General features: G+C 61.2%; 13 protein-coding genes and 1 pseudogene. 6 read left to right on the top strand and 8 right to left on the bottom strand.

Annotated features, from left to right (window positions below):
- Window positions 1–151: 151 nt before the first annotated feature.
- The 5 genes and pseudogenes from M1L58_RS20390 to M1L58_RS20375 form a co-directional block, all read right to left on the bottom strand.
- Window positions 152–1,129, bottom strand: a complete 978-nt coding sequence (locus M1L58_RS20390) for an NAD-dependent epimerase/dehydratase family protein (protein WP_248660282.1) — start codon at window positions 1,127–1,129, stop codon at window positions 152–154.
- Window positions 1,126–1,893 (bottom strand): WecB/TagA/CpsF family glycosyltransferase, encoded by a 768-nt coding sequence (locus M1L58_RS20385; protein ID WP_248660281.1) that lies wholly within the window; start codon window positions 1,891–1,893, stop codon window positions 1,126–1,128. Before M1L58_RS20385 ends, M1L58_RS20390 begins: the two co-directional genes overlap by 4 nt.
- Window positions 1,894–2,022: 129 nt before the next feature.
- Window positions 2,023–3,042, bottom strand: a pseudogene (locus tag M1L58_RS23665) (glycosyltransferase); the annotation flags it as partial.
- Between the two features lie 136 nt (window positions 3,043–3,178).
- A complete protein-coding gene (locus M1L58_RS20380; RefSeq protein WP_248660280.1) occupies window positions 3,179–4,480 on the bottom strand; it encodes a UDP-glucose dehydrogenase family protein in 1,302 nt (433 codons plus the stop codon).
- Between the two features lie 2 nt (window positions 4,481–4,482).
- The gene (locus M1L58_RS20375) at window positions 4,483–6,000 is read right to left on the bottom strand and encodes a sugar transferase (protein WP_248660279.1); all 1,518 of its coding nucleotides are present in this window, start codon (window positions 5,998–6,000) and stop codon (window positions 4,483–4,485) included.
- Between the two features lie 701 nt (window positions 6,001–6,701).
- Here M1L58_RS20375 and M1L58_RS23375 point away from each other — a divergent pair.
- A complete protein-coding gene (locus M1L58_RS23375; RefSeq protein ID WP_308221830.1) occupies window positions 6,702–7,661 on the top strand; it encodes a glycoside hydrolase family 26 protein in 960 nt (319 codons plus the stop codon).
- A 64-nt stretch (window positions 7,662–7,725) separates the two neighbouring features.
- Window positions 7,726–8,016, top strand: coding sequence for a hypothetical protein (locus M1L58_RS20365; RefSeq protein ID WP_248660277.1), 291 nt, complete (start codon window positions 7,726–7,728; stop codon window positions 8,014–8,016).
- A 210-nt stretch (window positions 8,017–8,226) separates the two neighbouring features.
- Here the strand turns inward: M1L58_RS20365 and M1L58_RS20360 are convergent, their stop codons facing one another.
- The 3 genes from M1L58_RS20360 to M1L58_RS20350 are packed head-to-tail and all read right to left on the bottom strand — an operon-like array spanning window position 8,227 to window position 12,312.
- Complete coding sequence (locus M1L58_RS20360; protein WP_248660276.1) at window positions 8,227–10,341, bottom strand: acyltransferase family protein; 2,115 nt, start codon at window positions 10,339–10,341, stop codon at window positions 8,227–8,229.
- Window positions 10,342–10,357: 16 nt separating this feature from the next.
- Window positions 10,358–10,540, bottom strand: coding sequence for a hypothetical protein (locus M1L58_RS20355; protein WP_006865151.1), 183 nt, complete (start codon window positions 10,538–10,540; stop codon window positions 10,358–10,360).
- A complete protein-coding gene (locus M1L58_RS20350; protein ID WP_248660275.1) occupies window positions 10,537–12,312 on the bottom strand; it encodes a glycosyltransferase family 2 protein in 1,776 nt (591 codons plus the stop codon). The genes M1L58_RS20355 and M1L58_RS20350 overlap by 4 nt, the downstream gene beginning before the upstream one ends.
- Before the next feature lie 66 nt (window positions 12,313–12,378).
- Here M1L58_RS20350 and M1L58_RS20345 point away from each other — a divergent pair, with 66 nt between their 5' ends.
- The 4 genes from M1L58_RS20345 (at window position 12,379) to M1L58_RS20330 (ending at window position 16,688) form a co-directional block, all read left to right on the top strand.
- On the top strand, window positions 12,379–13,605 hold the full coding sequence (locus M1L58_RS20345) for a lipase family protein (RefSeq protein WP_248660274.1): 1,227 nt from the start codon (window positions 12,379–12,381) through the stop codon (window positions 13,603–13,605).
- 94 nt (window positions 13,606–13,699) lie between these two features.
- On the top strand, window positions 13,700–14,527 hold the full coding sequence (locus M1L58_RS20340; protein WP_248660273.1) for an SGNH/GDSL hydrolase family protein: 828 nt from the start codon (window positions 13,700–13,702) through the stop codon (window positions 14,525–14,527).
- 58 nt (window positions 14,528–14,585) lie between these two features.
- Entirely contained in the window at window positions 14,586–15,212 is a 627-nt protein-coding gene (locus M1L58_RS20335; protein ID WP_248660272.1) for a LysE family translocator, read from the top strand.
- A 240-nt stretch (window positions 15,213–15,452) separates the two neighbouring features.
- Entirely contained in the window at window positions 15,453–16,688 is a 1,236-nt protein-coding gene (locus M1L58_RS20330) for an HNH endonuclease (protein WP_248660271.1), read from the top strand.
- The last annotated feature ends 206 nt before the right edge of the window (window positions 16,689–16,894 follow it).

The following is a 16,894-nucleotide window of genomic DNA, read 5'->3' as shown; positions in this document are numbered from 1 at the left end:
GGCAGCTTAAAACGGCTCCACGGTCGCCAACCCGTTATGCCATATGCCGCAAGGTCACACTGCAGCGCATTCCTATACCGACGATATGGTCCGAGCCCCCCACTGCGTGATAAGGCACTTGAGAGAAACTCCCTCGCATCGGCCGAGTCGGCTATCTTTCCGTCTGAGTTATGCACTTCGCACCCCGACTCAGAACCTGAATATGCCTCGCTAAGCCCTCGCGAATTCCAACTTTGGGCGTCCAACCGATCGTAGTGGCAGCTAGGTCGTTTGTACCAGCGGTCTTACGCACATCCCCAGGAATATTGGGCAAGTGATTCCGGTTCAAGGGTTTGCCAACTTCCCCCTCGATGGTATCCAGAACCTCATTGACTGTTACGGTACTGCCTCCGCAAACGTTGACAACCAATCCTGGATTGATGCCGCTCGCGGCGCCGGCTGCAACATTCGCACGGACGACATCGTCTACGTAGGTGAAGTCTCGGATCTGGTTACCGTCTCCGTAAATATCGATTGGGTCACCGTTTAAAGCATTAGTAATGAATCGATGCATGCCCATGTCCGGCCGCTGGCGTGGGCCGTACACAGTAAAGTAGCGAAGGGACACGGTAGGAACACCGTAGTTGTTGGCATATAGCGAAACGAGGTGTTCAGCAGCCAACTTCGTCACCCCGTATGGGCTGTATGGCCGCGGCAAAGTCGCCTCAGTCGTTGGATATGACTCGGAGTTGCCGTACACGGACGATGAGGATGCATAAACGAAACGGTCAAGCTCGGAGTGGCTACGCGCAGCCTCTAGAAGTCGCTGAGTCGAGCCCACGTTCGCACTCAGGTAGCTGTCAAACGATGTGCCCCAGGACTTTCGTACGCCCGGTTGCCCAGCCTGGTGATAAATCACATTGACGCCATCGAGGAGGACGTTGAGATCAATCGTGTTCAAGTCCCCCTGAATGAATTCGAACTTGGGGTTCTCCTGGAGGACAGCAAGGTTGGAGGTTTTGATCGCAGGGTCGTAGTACTCAGTGAAGCTGTCGATCCCGATAACTCTCTCGACGCCCGGATCATCAACAAGCCGTGTAGCGAGAGTGCTTCCGATAAATCCAGCTGCACCGGTAATCAAAGCCTTCATGCCTTGGCCTTCCAGATTGATGCGATCGCAATTCGCGCGAAGTGTGTGTCGTCTATTAGGTAGCGTCGCGCAAGCCTCGACGGCTCCTGCCCAAGGCGGTAAAGCCATTCGAGTCCCAAATTTTGGAACCACTGCGGTGCCCGCGCCTTGGTCCCCGCAGCAAACTCAACAGCAGCCCCGGCACCAACATAAACAGCGTCTGGCAGATACTCGCGGTTTGCGGCCACCCACGCCTCCTGCTTCGGAAATCCGAGGCACACAAAGACAAGGTCAGGAGAAATATCGGCAAGTCTTTGCAGGATTTCGGGAGGGGCGGGCTCGCCCAGCCCAGCGTTCGGAAGATCAAGTCCGTGCACCTGCGCACCTGGATATGAACTCGCCAACTTGGCTGCAGCGGTCGCGGCAACGCCCGCCGGCCCACCTACGACTGCGACAGTCCAGCCACGAGCAGCAGACTCCGCTGCACATTTGGTCAGTAGATCGGCCCCCGTGAGGCGGTGAACATTCTTAATACCCAGACACTGCGCGAGCCAAACGATCGGCTTGCCGTCCACAATCCGAACGCTTGCGGTCTGGAGCAGTTCCCTTAAATGCGGGTTCTTAGACAGCTTCACGACCTGATCGACATTGGGCGTGACGACCAAGGGACGCTTATCAGATTCTTGGAGTAGGCCCGCGAGTCGGTCCATCAACTCATCCATGTTCCCGCTGAATACTGGCAGGCCGTCGATTGCCAAGGTGCCGTCTGAGTTCGGCCCGATCACCAAAGGGCCGCATTCTGACTCGCGTGACCTAGCTGAGGGCGGGATGATTCGCTCGACCACTCGGTCCGCACTCAAGTTCTCGACAGAACGGCTAACTACCGCGCGGTCAATACTTTTCGCTTGCACGATAGCAGCCGCCAACGTTTCCGGATTGCGGTCGCTCGCAACGTACCCCGTCACGCCAGCGCGGACCAGTCCACCAGTGTCCGATCCACATGTCACCACCGCAGGAGTTCCGCACGCCAGGGCCTCTACCAACACGCGAGGATAGCCCTCGTACCCGGGGTGCGATGTCATGAGGAAGACCGACGCAGCCCGCAATAGCCCCGCAACTTCACCAGCGCTAAGACGTCCCCGCAGGGCGACGCGCTCCCGGACGGCTGGCGCCATCTCGCCAATGAGACGCTCCAATGTCTCCCGTTCGGTCCCGTCGCCGACGATGTCCAAGTGCACTGACGCATGAGCGGGAGTTTCCATGGAGAGCAGCGCCTTGAACGCTTCGAGGGCTAACGACGGATCTTTCGGCCTCTCAAGTCGTCCGACCCACACAACACGCGTCTCCCGGCGTTCAGCAATCTCGCCGTGGCCTACTGTCGGGTGGAAGACTGCCGGATCGAACCACGTAGGTGAAGATATACATTCACTATTCCACTCCCGTACCTTTTCAGCGTAATCAGGATTGAATACGGTAACCGAATCAGCGCGACCGACGACCCATCTCTCCATTGACCGGTGGAGCCTCGAAACTCTTCGCCATACAGAATCAGAATCCTGAGAGGTAATACCCGAGTCCTGTGTGTGAATAAAGTACGCGAGCGGCCTTCGGAACAAAACACCCAGAAAGAATGCGCTATCCGCACGATGTGCCTGAACAAGTGTTGACTTGGGCAACCGTCCCAAAAACCGCAGCAGGCCCGCGAGGAGCCTCACAGTATGCGGGATCCTTCTCCGCTGGTCTGCTGGGTCCAAAGAGGCGACCGGCATGAACCAGACTGTGCGACTTTCGAAGTCGTATGTTTCCCACTTTCCGAGACGGTTGCGATCGCCGATTGCATCAACACCAATGATCGCAAAGGAGACAGAAGGATCAGCAAACCTACATAGACCGCGAATACATGTATCGATCCCGCCCGGCACCGGGCGTGCCATGTCTATCTGGTGAACAGCGAGGCGTGTGACAGCACTTGGCCGGTCCCGTTCGTTAGTCCTCGCACTAGTTGTTACTGCCACTATAAAATCAGCCTCTCGGCGCTCGAATACTGCTGTATACGTTCAGCCAATTTGTTTATGTCCAGTACTCCCACCCTGCAGCTTTCCAGGCAGCTTCAGGGAGGCACATTCGTCCATCAATAACACGCTTCTGCCTTACGACGTCTCCAACCCTGAATGGGTCAAGCGAGACAAATTCATTCCACTCTGTGGCGACTATTACAACGTCGGCGCTTTCGCAGGCACCAATGGCGGTCGTTGCATAATCAAGAGTGGGATACAATAGCCGGGAGTTTGCCATTGCTTTCGGATCGTAGACCGTGACAGAAGCACCCTGCAGCTGCACCTGGCCGGCCACGTTCAAAGCTGGCGAATCTCTAACATCGTCCGACTCTGGCTTGAAAGCAGCGCCGAGCACACCGATCCTCACGCCCAGTAATGATCCGCCGCAAGCTTTGCGCGTCAGTTCAACCATTCGGGTACGGCGTCGCATATTGACGTTGTCAACTTCGCGCAGAAACGAGAGCGCCTCGGCAGCACCAAGTTCACCGGCGCGGGCCATGAAAGCGCGAATATCCTTCGGGAGGCAGCCACCGCCAAAACCAAGCCCCGCATTCAGGAATTTGCGACCGATCCGTGTATCAAACCCGATTGCGTCAGCGACAGCTCTAACATCCGCGCCGGCCGCATCACACACCTCGGCAATGGCATTGATAAAGGAGATCTTTGTGGCCAAGAACGCGTTCGCTGACGTTTTAACCAGTTCCGCAGACGACGGATCGGTGACCAAGAATGGCGTACCTCGCTCAATTGCGCTCGCATAAATATCGCGAGCAATCGCTTCTGCTTGCCCCCCAGGGAAAGCACCGACAACCAGGCGATCAGGCTCCAACGTGTCTCGGACGGCGTAACCTTCGCGTAAAAACTCTGGATTCCAGGCGATCTCGACCCCAATGTCCTTCGCCAATTCAGCCGCACGCTCAGTAAGCCGGTTTGTTGTACCGACAGGTACCGTAGATTTACCCAGAATGATCGAGTTCCTGGTCAGCTGTGGTACAAGTTCCTCAATCACCGAGTCAACATATTGCAAGTCGGCACCGTATTCGCCCTTCTTCTGCGGGGTACCGACAGCTATAAAAAACACATCTGCGAAGTCTGCCGCGTCGGCATACGAATCAGTTACCTGCAGATTCCCTGATCGAATATGCTTGCTCAACAAATCCGGCAATCCGGGTTCGTAGAACGGGACTTCGCCTGCTGCAAGCGAATCTCTTTTTGCGGGATCGATCTCAACACCCAATACTTCGTGTCCAAGCTCTGCCATACAGGCAGCGTGGGTTGCACCGAGATACCCGAGCCCTAGGACTACCATCCGCATAATTAGTAAGCTCCATCTTTCGCTATAACCGCCCGAACCGTCTTCCAAAGAATCAGGGCATCTTGCATGATCGACCAGTTCTCAACGTATGAAAGATCAAGCCGTACCGCCTCTTCCCAAGGCAGGTCTGAACGCCCTGAAACCTGCCAGAGCCCCGTCATTCCCGGTTTGACTAGCATCCGCCGAGCCACTCGACCGTCGTATCGCTTTACCTCGTCTGGCAACGGCGGACGTGGACCCACGAGACTCATCGTTCCGCCGACCACATTCAGAAGCTGAGGGAGTTCGTCGAGACTGTATCGGCGAATGAATGCGCCAACCCTTGTAACCCGGGGGTCCTCACGCATTTTGAAGAGTACACCGGAGCCTTCATTCAGTGACCGGAGGGAGTCTTTCTGGGAGTCCGCATCCTGAACCATCGATCGGAACTTCCACATAGAGAAGGGGACGTTGTTAATACCAACCCGGTTTGCCCGGTAAAAAACCGGACCTTTCGAATCGAGTTTGATTGCGATCGCGACCGCCACAAAAAGAGGGAGAAGCACGAAGAGGATGATCGCCGCCCCGACTCGATCGACTACAGCTTTCCGGAACCTGTTGGCTCCCTCGTACCTCGGTTTGTCGATATGCAACAACGGCAGTCCGGCGACGGGCCTCACCGTCACCCGGGGTCCCGCTACGTCTGTCACGCCCGGAGAGACCATCATGTCGACGTCGAGGCCTTCTAGGTCCCAAGACAGTGCCTGCATCGCGTCATGGCCGAGAGCTTCCGCAGAGGTCACAGCTACAGTCGTCGCAGCAGACTCGACCACGGCTGTGCAGACGTCGTCAAAGCTTCTATAAATTGGGACTTCGATATCCCCCACCGAAATGCGCTCGCGGTGACCGACTCGCGCGGGGAGGCAGATGCCAACGACTTGGAATCCTAGCCCCGGTTCTCTGAGCAGACGCTCGATGAGCGGTACTGCCGAGCTGTGGCTACCGATGACGAGGACGCGTTCAAGATCCTTCGAGTTGACTCTCCGATTGCCGAGCCATTGGCGCCACGCCCATCGAGATAGCAACAGTCCGATCGTGCCGACAGGAAGCGCTATGGCAATGAATCCTCTGGCAAAATTCAGCCGAAAGAGGAGGTCGACCATTGCGAGCACTCCGAACACGGCCATGCAAGCGGTGACGACGCGGCTGTACTCCTGCGATCCAGACCCGACGATCCTGCGGTCGAGCGTCTGAAACGCGCGCAAAGAAATCAACCAACTCGCGAGCAAAGCAAGCGAAACTACTGCAGCTGGCAGGTGCGCGGCCCCGTTCGGTGTCAGCGGGCTGTCTGCTCCGAACCGCACCAACTGCGCGAGCGCTACTGCGACCGCCACGATCGCGGCGTCAGTCCAAGCAAGCCGGATCACGTAACCATGAATCCAGGAGCGCGAACGCTCACGCGCCCTGCTCGCAAAGCGCAGTCGCAGGGGCGTGCGCTCCGTACTCCGTCCCAATGCTTCGTAGGCCGGACGATGGGCCACAGCCAACCTCCCAAAACAAAACTGATGAACTCGAAGGCGGCGATCGGCCCCTACGCCCAACCACCAGAACGTCGACGACGTCCGCCCGCAATTGGCTACGCGGATGTTAGGGAGCGTATTTCAGAGTGGTCATATGTACAACTTGAACGCTTTTGTAGTCCAGCCGGACGACACTTCAGGTTACTAATTTGTAGGAACGTCTAGCTAGCAAAGACGGGTGGCCCCTAGGTGCCGATCTACTGTGACTCGCTCCACACCTCAGACCCGCCTCGTAGTCACTAGGGACCAAAGTCCCTAGTGAATTCTGCTGCGCGGCAGGCATTTCAGCAGGCCAAACCACATCGCATGGATAGTGACGGATCTCATAGACTGTCGTCAGCTACGGATTCCGAACGTTGTCGCAATGCACCTTCCTTCGATGACGAGCCCCCGGATCGGAGGACAAACCCGCAGAAACTTAGTTTTCTTTAAACAGTTACGGAAACTATCAAATGTCCGAATTCCGACACGCTCAAGTCTCATTTGTCTCAAATACTCGAAACTCGGGACAAATTGGTTTCTGTAGCGTGAACAGCCCGTTGGCTACGCGTTGCTACGGCCCCAGGTTCTCCAACCAACGCGGCGGCAGCAAGAATGACTGAGTGATCGATAACGCGAGGCCGAGAGAGCAAGGTGCCAGACTCCCGCGTCGCACGTTCTTAATGGCTACGCTAGCGACGGCGATGGTCGGGGTTACTTCTTGCAGTGTAGACAGTCGTCCACAGCAGCAACCGATTGATCACCGGCGGTCCTGGGGAGCGTTCATACCGACTGTGACTGCTACAGATCAGCCAGCGTTCAGCTCAATCGACCGGCTTGCATCGCTCGCCAGCTACAAGCCGCATTTCGTACACCTATTCGCAGCCATCCCAGATTCACTGCCAGTCGCAACCCTCGATCTCATACGCGGCAATGGAGCAACCCCGATCGTGACTCTCGAACCTTGGGACCCTAATAAGGGACGTGACCAGTCCTCGTGCTCGCTTGCGACCATCGCTGCTGGTCGACACGATTCGGACCTGTCTCGTTGGGGAACGCAACTGGCTGCATGGCCATACCCAGTCTTGCTCAGGTTTGCGCAAGAGATGAACGGAACCTGGTACCCATGGTCGATCGGAACCAGCCAGAACACGTCCGACGACTACCGAGCCGCCTGGTCGCGAATGCATTCGATCATCAGAGACATGGCACCGAACGTTCAGTTCGTATGGGCGCCAAATGCGATCACTGAGGGCACTCGGGACTTTACTGACTGCTACCCCGGAGATGATCTCGTGGACTACCTCGGCTTGGACGGCTACAACTGGGGTCAGTCACCGGGCCACCAATGGCAGTCCGCCCACAAGCTTTTCTCCGAAAGTCTTGAAGCACTGAGCAGGTTGAGCCCGAATCGCCCGACACTCATTACTGAGGTAGGTTGCGCGGACGGCAATACCCCGAATCTCAAAGCGGAGTGGATTACAGACTTCTTCCGAGTCATCGAGTCTGCCCCGAATGTCCTGGGCTTCGTGTGGTTCCAGATGGACAAGGAACGTGACTGGCGGTTCAATTCGTCGCCTGCCAGCACCGAAAGCTTTCGCAGCGGACTTGCGCGTTGGATGAGTAGCGGCCCACCGGGCTGACGGTCGCCTGGCACTGTCGGCACCACCAGGTTGCGCGAGTATCAACGGCAGGGATACTGGTGCGATGCCCGCCCAGCCCGTCGACCCATCTGTGTTCCATGCGTTGGTCCTGCTGAACCTCTTGTTTGTCACGGGCTCCTGGTGTCTGGCTCGACCTACCTACCGAGCGGCGGTCGTCATGGCGGGCGTGTCGTTCGCATGGTTCATGTGGAATGGGCCGATCGAGGGACGGGTGCTGATCTCGATCAACATCAACCACGGATTCACAGAGTCGGACATTCTTTCGATCGTTGGAGTCGCAATCGCTGCAATCACTTTCGTGCGCACCCGAGAACGGCGGCGGTACGAGGAGTAGGTGGTGGTTCGGGTTTTGGTTGTCGGGTCGCCAGCCCTTCGAGGCTCCTCGCTAACGCTCGTCACACCTCAGGGAGCGATGGAGGCTCCTCGCTAACGCTCGTCACAGGGAGCTGCGAGAAGGTTCAAGCGGTCTGCTCACCAGCCCTTCGAGGCTCCTCGCTAACGCTCGTCACACCTCAGAGAGCGACGGGTGCGCTCCTCCCCCGGCTTACCGCGCGTTGTAGTCGAACCTCTGCTTATCCAGCTGCGCGCGGAGCGCCGGCTCGAGGACCCGCGCGGCCGTAGCCGTCAGGTGTGAGTCGTCTCGATAGAAGAGGATCTTGTTGTGCGCAACGAAGCACGAGTTGCCGTCGCACAACAAGTCATTCACACCGACTGTCGTCACGTCCGGGTATTCGTCACGTGACGCGGCGTCGGTGATCGGCTCGATGCGCGGGTAGTCGTCGAAGTTGAACTCGCACTTGGTCCAGTCGTCCATCGAGCCGGAGATGCAGTCGGCCACCTGGAAACCCGGGTAGGGCGTGTCGGCGATGTAGACGAGCTTCGCACCGGTGTTCCGCAGCTGGATCATCGTGTGCGTCCACGCGGCCTCGGAGACCACACGATCCGGCACATACGTCGACAGCGACGAGACGAAGATGATCCGCGGGCCCACCTCGGCGATGCGCTTCAGCGTCTCCTCGCGCCACTCCTGGCAGTCCGGCTTCACGTACGGGTCCGGGATGCGGGGCTGCGGCCGCAGATGCTGGGCTGGGCAGGCGGCCTTGGTGAATTGGTGGATGCGCCAGCCGTGGTCGGCGCCGAGGTTGCGGATCGCCTGCGCCCACTGGTCGGCGTGACTGTCGCCGAAGAGCACCACCGGGATGCCGTCGGCCGGACCGAAGACGCAGTCGGTGCGGGGGGCGGTGTCCCCCACCGGGATCAGGCACTCGAACGGTTCGGGCCGGTCGTCGAACGCCTGGAACGGGTTGGGCGTCACTGGGCCGGACTGCTCACCGCTGTCGGACCCGAACACCGACTGATACGTGAGCGACGCGTTCGCGACGGTGTCGCGGCTGGCCACCTGCACGGTGATCACGCCGGCGGTCATCGTGACCGCCAGGGCAGCGACGACGCCGGTCAGGCCCAGTGAGATCGACGCCGAGTCATTACGTTTGAGCTCGCGGTTACGAAGCAGCGGTTCCTCGAACAGCAGCGTCGAGATGATCGCGAGCACCAGCGACCCCGCCGACACGGCCAGCAGCACCGGCCAGCTCGACGACCCGACGACCGCCTCGTACAGCACGATCGCCGGCCAATGCCACAGGTACCAGGCATACGAGACCCGACCGAGGAACTTCAGCGGCGGCGTCGCCAGCAGCCGTCCGACGAACAGCGAACCCGTACCAACGGCACAACCGGAGGCGATGACCAGCGCGGCACCCGCGGTCGGGAGCAGCGCCGCGGTACCGGGATAGGGCGTGTGGGCGTTGACGATGAACGCTGCGACGACGATGCCGATCAGACCGGCCCAACCCAGCACCAGGACAACCGGATTACTCGCGCGGATTCCACCGAGTCGTGCGAGGGCCGGCATGCCGATGGCCACCAGGCCGCCGACGCCGAACTGCCAGGCGCGGGTGTAGGTGGCCATGTAGGCGGTCGCGGGATCGGTGGGCGTCAGCACGATCGCCCACACCAGCGACGCCACGCTGACCAGCAGCACCGCGATGCCGACTGACCAGCGAACCGACAGCTGTTCGCGCAGTCGTGTCCGGGTGGCGAGCGCACCGGCGCCGATCACCAGGAACGGCCAGATGAAGTACAGCTGGGCCTCGATGGCGAGCGACCAGAAGTGCGTCGCCAGGCTGCCGTCGATCGCGCCGGCCAGATAGTCGGCGTTCTGCTCGATGAAGTGCCAGTTCGCCAATTGCGCTGCCGCGGCCAGCAGGTCGAGGGCCTGCTTGAAAACCTTGAGCAGCGGCATGAAGATCGCGGCGCCGATGATCGACACCACGATCACCAGGGCGGCCGGCGGGATGATGCGGCGGGCGCGTCGGGCGAAGAAGCCGCGCAACGAGATCCGCTCGTGGCGCTCGTACTCGCGGACCAGCAGTCCGGTGATCAGGAATCCGGAGATCACGAAGAAGACGTCGACGCCGACGAATCCGCCGGTCAGGTACGGGACGTGCGAGTGGAACAGGACCACGAGCAGCACCGCGATGCCGCGCAGGCCGGCGATGTCGTCGAAGAAGGTCCGCGGCTTCACGCGCGTCTCGGCTGGATCCTGCGTCGACGAAACGGTGAGTGCGGCCATCGGTTTCGTCGGGGCGTCGTACGTCATCAGCTCGCCCGGCCGATCACTTCGTGTCCCACGGGAGCATGAGGTCGAACCAACCGAGTGCCATCGCCGCGATGAACAGGATGACGCATGTGTACCCGATGACCTCCCACACCGAGATGCGGTTCCAGTTGGTCGGGGTCGGGCGTTTGGGAGTGGCTGCGGGGCGGGCGTCGTCGGGTGCGGGACCGACCGGCGTCATGAGGCGATCTCCTTCGGGTCGATCTTCCTCAACTGCACCGTCTCGGTGTCGGAGTTGTCGTGCTCTTCGACGTCGTTCGCGTCGGGGTCTGTCGGGTCGTCGTCCGCGGTGTTTGTACGACGCCGCGGGGCCAGGATCTTCACGAACTCGACGAACAGCGGCAACGCCAGATACGTGTAGGCCAGCATCAGCCCGACCATCATCCAGAACTGGGCAAGGCCGTACACCATCACGTCCCGCACGATGAACACCCAGAACGCCAGCAACGACGCCCCGAGCACCGTCGCGCCGAGCCAGGCGATGGAGCGGGCCAGCGAATTCGACTTGCCGATCACGCCCGTTGGCACCCAGCCGATCTCGCGGCCGATGATCTTGTGCCAGATCGCCACCGCATGCGCGTAGCTGTAGGCCATCTGGATGCGCAGCACCTCGAAACGCCAGCGCGTGCGCGACACCAGCGGGAACAGCACCACGTAGACCCACAGGCCCAGCAGGAACGGGACCAGCTGCACGGGCCGGACGTCCTCGGGATAGAAGGCGGCCATGATGACGCCCGGCAGGAAGAGCAGGAAGACGTTCAGCGCGGTGGTGATGTAGTACAGGACGCCGGCCCAGCGGGCGATGCGCTGGCGGAGGGTTTGCGACTGCGGGTGGTCGACGAGCCGGTTGTTCTTGATCGGCGTCAGCGTCCCCTGGCACCAGCGGTACTGCTGGTTGAGGAAGCCGGCGAGGTCCGACGGACACAGCCCGCGCGACAGCACCACCGGCACGTAGCGGATCGTGTAACCGGCCTGCTGCACGTGCCGACCGGTGTGGAGGTCCTCGCTGTGCTCGATCTCGGCGAAGCCGCCCACCCGGTCGAGCGCGCTGCGCCGGTAGATCGCCGACGTGCCGACACAGTTGGCCGCACCGATCCGATCCCGCGACGGCAGCACCCAGCGGTAGAAGAATTCCTGCGTCGCGCCGGCGGTCCGCTGAATCCAGTTCATCGACTCGGTGGTCGCGAAACATTGCGGACTCTGGACAATTGCGACCTGCGGGTCGTCCAAATAGGGGACCAAATGTCCGAGGAAATCGGCGCGCGGGCAGAAATCGGCGTCGAATATGACGATCAATTCACCGCAGCTGATCTTGCACGCGTTCCGTAGGTTGCCCGCCTTGCGGAGGTGTCCTCTGTCCGGACGAACGACGTAGTCGAATCCGAAAGACGCTGCGAGATCGTGAACTTCCTCGCGCGCGGCGTCGTCGAGCACGTATACCGACAGGCGTCCAGGCCAGGTCATCGAGACGACGTGCTGGTAGGTGTTCCGCAGGATCTCCAGGCTTTCACCACACGTCGGGAGAAAGACATCGACGCTCGGGTAGCGGCCGTCGTGCGGATTCCAGGATGTGACGCGTTCCTGATGCGACCCCCACGTCACCCGTCGTTTGTTCATCCCGGTTAACAACGAAAATGTGTTGCCGATCACATTCAGAACGAGGACAAAAAGCACCGGGGTCAGCCACAAGTGGGTGGTGGCAAATGCGACAAGTGAGACAGAGACCAGCAGGAATGCAGCGATCAGAACCAGCTGAATCCAGCGCATCTGCGGCCCAAGGTAGTCGTAGACCTCGTCGTCGGCCGGCGCGGTGACGAACTGGGGATCATGCTGCGGCACAGGCGGTTCGGTGTGACGTCGGCCACTGCGGGCAACCGCCGAATCGTCGTCGGTGAGCGCGGAGCGGCCAGCGGACGACGCACCTGTTGTACGGGTCCCGACGGTCAGCTCCACTCACTCAGAATCATTCAACCAATACGTCGACGCAAACCGCAGGAATGGACGGGTTACCGTTTCCGGGTGAAATCCAGGTGGGGCCGAGCGCGGTCCGTCGGCGTGTTTGTCGCCGTCGTGTCCGTTTTCGGGATGGGGATCGCCGCATGTACGTCGACATCGAACGATGATTCGACGGCGGGCGCGTCCAGTTCGACGGCGTCGTCGACGTCGGTGAAGCTGAGCGCGGAGGCCGTCGAGCAGCGCGGCGGAATCGTCCGGACGGACGACATTCCCGAGACATGGTCACTGCCGGACGGCACTGTCGCCAAGCGGTTGGTCTACCGGTCGACCTCCGGGGTCGACGGTTCACCTACGAATGTGAGTGGCGCGGTTTTCGTTCCGGGGCCCACTCCCCCGGTCGGCGGATGGCCGCTGATCGCCTACGCGCACGGAACCACCGGCATCACTCCGGATTGCGCGCCGTCGGACCAGGCGGACATGTTCGGCGACCTGACCGCGGTCCGCGATTTCCTCGACGCGGGGTACGCGGTGGTCACCACCGACTACCAGGGACTCGGTACCCGCACCGGACAACAGGCTCCGCACCCGTACCTGGAGCCGGTCACCGCCGGATACAACGTCATCGACTCCGCTCGGGCGGCTCAGTCCACCGGACTCGGCATCAGCCCTCGCTGGCTGGCCGCGGGCCGGTCGCAGGGTGGCGCGGCGGTCTGGTCGGCTGCCGAGGAGTTCGGCGGCTACGGGGGCGGCAGCGGTGAGTTGCTGGGTGTCGTGGCCGTCGCACCGCTGCTCGACCCGCAGTACTTCGCGACGCGAGCCCAGGAGAACACGCTCACCCGGGCCCAGCAGCACCTGTATCCGCTGGTTGTGCACGGAGTCTCGCAGGCCGATCCGGCGGTGAAGCCCGGCGACCACCTCTCCGCCCTGGACACCTCGGCCGTACCGAAGTGCGGAGACGACCGCACCGCGGTGTCGTTGCTGTCGGTGCCCAAGAACACCTCACTGGGCGCCGTGACCCCGCAGGCCGCGCAGACCCTGCACGACCGACTCGCGGCCTACGCCCTCCCCCGGACCGCGACCGAGGTGCCGATCCTCGCGGTGTACGGCGCCGCCGACGACGTCGTACCACTCGATGTGATGGAAGACACATTGAGGCGGGCGTGCGATGCCGGAGATCGGGTACTGAGTGACCGACAGGAACTGCAAGGGCATATCGTCGATCCCGGCCCCGCTATGGCGGCCTGGGTCCGCGACCGAGTTGCAGGATTGCCCGCACCAAGTAATTGTTGAAACAAACGAACCTGACGCCTCGCGCGCGGTCGGAAAATGGCCGCTATGGTGACAAAGTCGCTGGACGAGAAACGCGGGTTGGGAGACTGGTTAAATGTTCAATGCCGTGAAGCGCATTGCAGGTTCTGCACCGATCTGGGCATGGATCGTCATGATCGTGTGTGCAGTGGTCCTCGTCGTCGGTCTCATCGTGTCGAGCAACCGCACCGCCCCGACGTCGGACACGGCGTCGCAGATGGCCCCCACCAGCTCAACCCCGCTCGAGCAGCCCGCCACCCTGGCATTCATCGAGGACGCGAAGGCACACTCTGCCGAGCCCAGAACGATTGTGCTGCTCGGCGATTCGACCGGTGCCGCTCGCGACGGCTGGGCTCCCAAGGTCGGCAGTGCGATCAGCAAGACGCTCCAGCGGCCCATGGCGACCAAATTCTGGAACACCACGACCAATGACTACGGCGCAATGGTCGGACTCGGCGACGGCCCGAACGGACCGATCGGATTCTGGAATGGCAGCGCCTCCGGAAAAGACGCGGATTACGCGCTCGACAATCTCGACAAGATGATTCCTGCGGATGTCACACCGGATTTGATCATGCTTAATTTCGGACATACCCAGGATGCCGATACACCGCTCGCCGAGCAGCTGCAGCCTCTGATCGCACAACTCCGCAAGGAATACCCGAACGCCGACCTCGTCGCGATCAAGCAGAGCCCGGCCCAGGGCAAGAACACCGGTGAGGTGACCGCCGGCTTCGCGTCGGCCATGGACGCCGAAGGCATCCAGGTCATCGACGTCTACTCCGCCTTCCCCACCGACGACGCGTCGCTGGCGCCGCTGCTGAAGGACACCGTCAACCCGAGCGCTGCCGGACAGCAGCTCTGGGCGACCACGGTCCTCAAGGCTTTCGAGGTGCAGGCGTAGGGGTTTCGAGGCTTGCGCGCCTGTTCAACCCCTTGACCGCGTGGGTCATACTCATTCCGTGATCTCTGCTCTCCTCACCGCCACAGCGGTTCTCGGACTTCTGACCGTGGCACCCGGCCCCGACATGGCCGTCGTGACGCAGGCGGCAGTCTCCGGGACGCGGGCAGCGGGTTTCAAGGTCGCCGTCGGCGTCGGTGCCGGATTGCTGGTGTGGGGTGCGTTGACAGTCCTCGGACTATCCGCACTACTCGCCGCGTCTGCCGAGGCCTACACGGTCGTGAAGCTCCTGGGCGCGGCTTATCTGATCTATCTGGGGATCAGCGCACTGTGGCGGAGCCGAAATCTCACGTACTACACCGCAGAGACGGCGACCGGCACGCGCCGGGTTCCGACCCTGCGCACCGGGATGATCACCAACCTACTCAATCCGAAGATCGCGGTTTTCTACACCAGCGTCCTCACCCAGCTGGTGCCGGCGGGTTGGCCCGTCGGGCCTTCTCTTGCTCTACTCGTCGGAATCCACGCCGGCCTGACGATCGCGTGGCTTTCCACCTATGTTGCGTTGTTGTCCCGCCTCAGCACGGTCTTCGTGCGACCCAAGGTCCGACGCGGGATGGACCGAGTCACCGGCACCGTGCTCGCCGGCTTCGGCACCGCGATCGCTCTGCAGACAGCCCACCGCTGACGTACGGGATCGCCTACGAGGCCCCGACATGCCTTCGGATGCCGTTGGCGTGGAACTCGCCGCATATCTGTGCATAAACCACTGTTTGTCCACACCTATTTGTTACCTCTGAGATTCTGTTCACTGATGTTGCACGCTTTCTTTAGCACGAGTGAAACATCCTGTGAGCAGCGGGAACTCGACGAAATAAGTTTGAAAGTTTTTCGAGCATTCGAACATATGTTCGTGTACAAAGGACTCATGGCACCGCTCGAATCCCTCCTCGACCAACTCTCGGGAACCGCTCCACCCGCGGACGATCCCACTGGTCGCACGACATACGAACAACTCGAGATCTTGCGGCTGATCCGCAACGTGGTCGATCATCAGATCGTCTCGTGGACAGCCGAACTCGATCGTCTGCGCGTCGCAGAGAAGGCAGGGTCGACCACCAAGAAGCTGTTGATCGAGATGGGGTTTGCACCGGTGGTGTCGACGCGCACTGTTCGGACCGCCTCACTGATCGGGATGTTGAGCAAGGTCGAGGCCTGTGCAGCCGACGGTCGGCTCTCCGGCGAGGTCGTCGACGCGCTCGTCCGGGGCATCTCCACAATCGAGAAGCGCTCACCGACAGCGCTTTCCGACTCCGATCGGGGTGCTCACGAGAGCGACCTCCTTGCCCAGGCCCTGTCCGGTGCCACGCCTTCTGAGATCCTCGGACGCGCCCAGACGATCGGCAACACCATCGCCGACGACGAGGGCGGCATCCCAGCGAGCGATGACCGAACCCTGGATGTGTTGTCCCACCATGTGACTGACGACAGTCGAGTCGAGATCCACGCCAACGTGACACAGACCGTCGGCGAGAAGTTCATCTCCATGATCGACGAACGCTCCGTGCCTCGTGCCGAACCCGACGGCGCGCCTGATCGTCGCTCTGCAGCCCAGCGCCGCGCGGACGCACTCGAGGTGCTGTTGGACCAAGCGGCTGTCGGTGCGGCGATGGACACCATCGGCACCCCACGAACCCAAACGATCTTGACCATCCCAGCCACCGGCGACCCAGCCACCCTCCCCTGGACCGGATCCGTCACCCACGCCATCGCCCGACAACTATCCTGCGACGGAACCCTGATCGAGGCCATCATCGACGACGAGACCGTGCCACTACAGATGGGCCGCGAACGGCGCCTGTTCCCAGCGCACCTGCGCAAAGCGATCATCATCCGCGACCAGACCTGCATCAAATGCGGTGCGCCACCGCCATATACGCAGGTCCATCACATTCAGCACTGGTCCGACGGCGGCGACACCGACCTCGACAACGGCTGTCTGCTCTGCCAGCGCTGCCACACCCAGGTCCACCACCATGGCTGGGACATCACGATCGGTTTCGACCGCCACCCCTGGCTCATCCCGCCGGCCGACATCGACCCCCAGCGTCGGGCGCTACCCGCCTACAACCGCCGCACCATGCGCCTCGACGACGCCGCCTGACCCCACAAACTCACGCGCAGCACCTTCCGCACCCGGTCATCAGCCGGGACCGCGTTCGATCTTTGACAACTCCACAGTGTGAAAGGGCTCGGTTTCGATACGGCTCGTCGCAAGCTCCTCGCCTACTCAACCAGCGAAGCCGCGGTCGAGTAAGTCCGAGGCGCGAGCCGAGCCCACCCCCTCCGCCGCCTCCCTCCGCCGGCCGA

This window comes from Gordonia sp. C13 (assembly GCF_023218005.1).
Lineage (GTDB): Bacteria > Actinomycetota > Actinomycetes > Mycobacteriales > Mycobacteriaceae > Gordonia > Gordonia namibiensis.
This window is presented reverse-complemented; position numbering and strand designations above follow the sequence as displayed.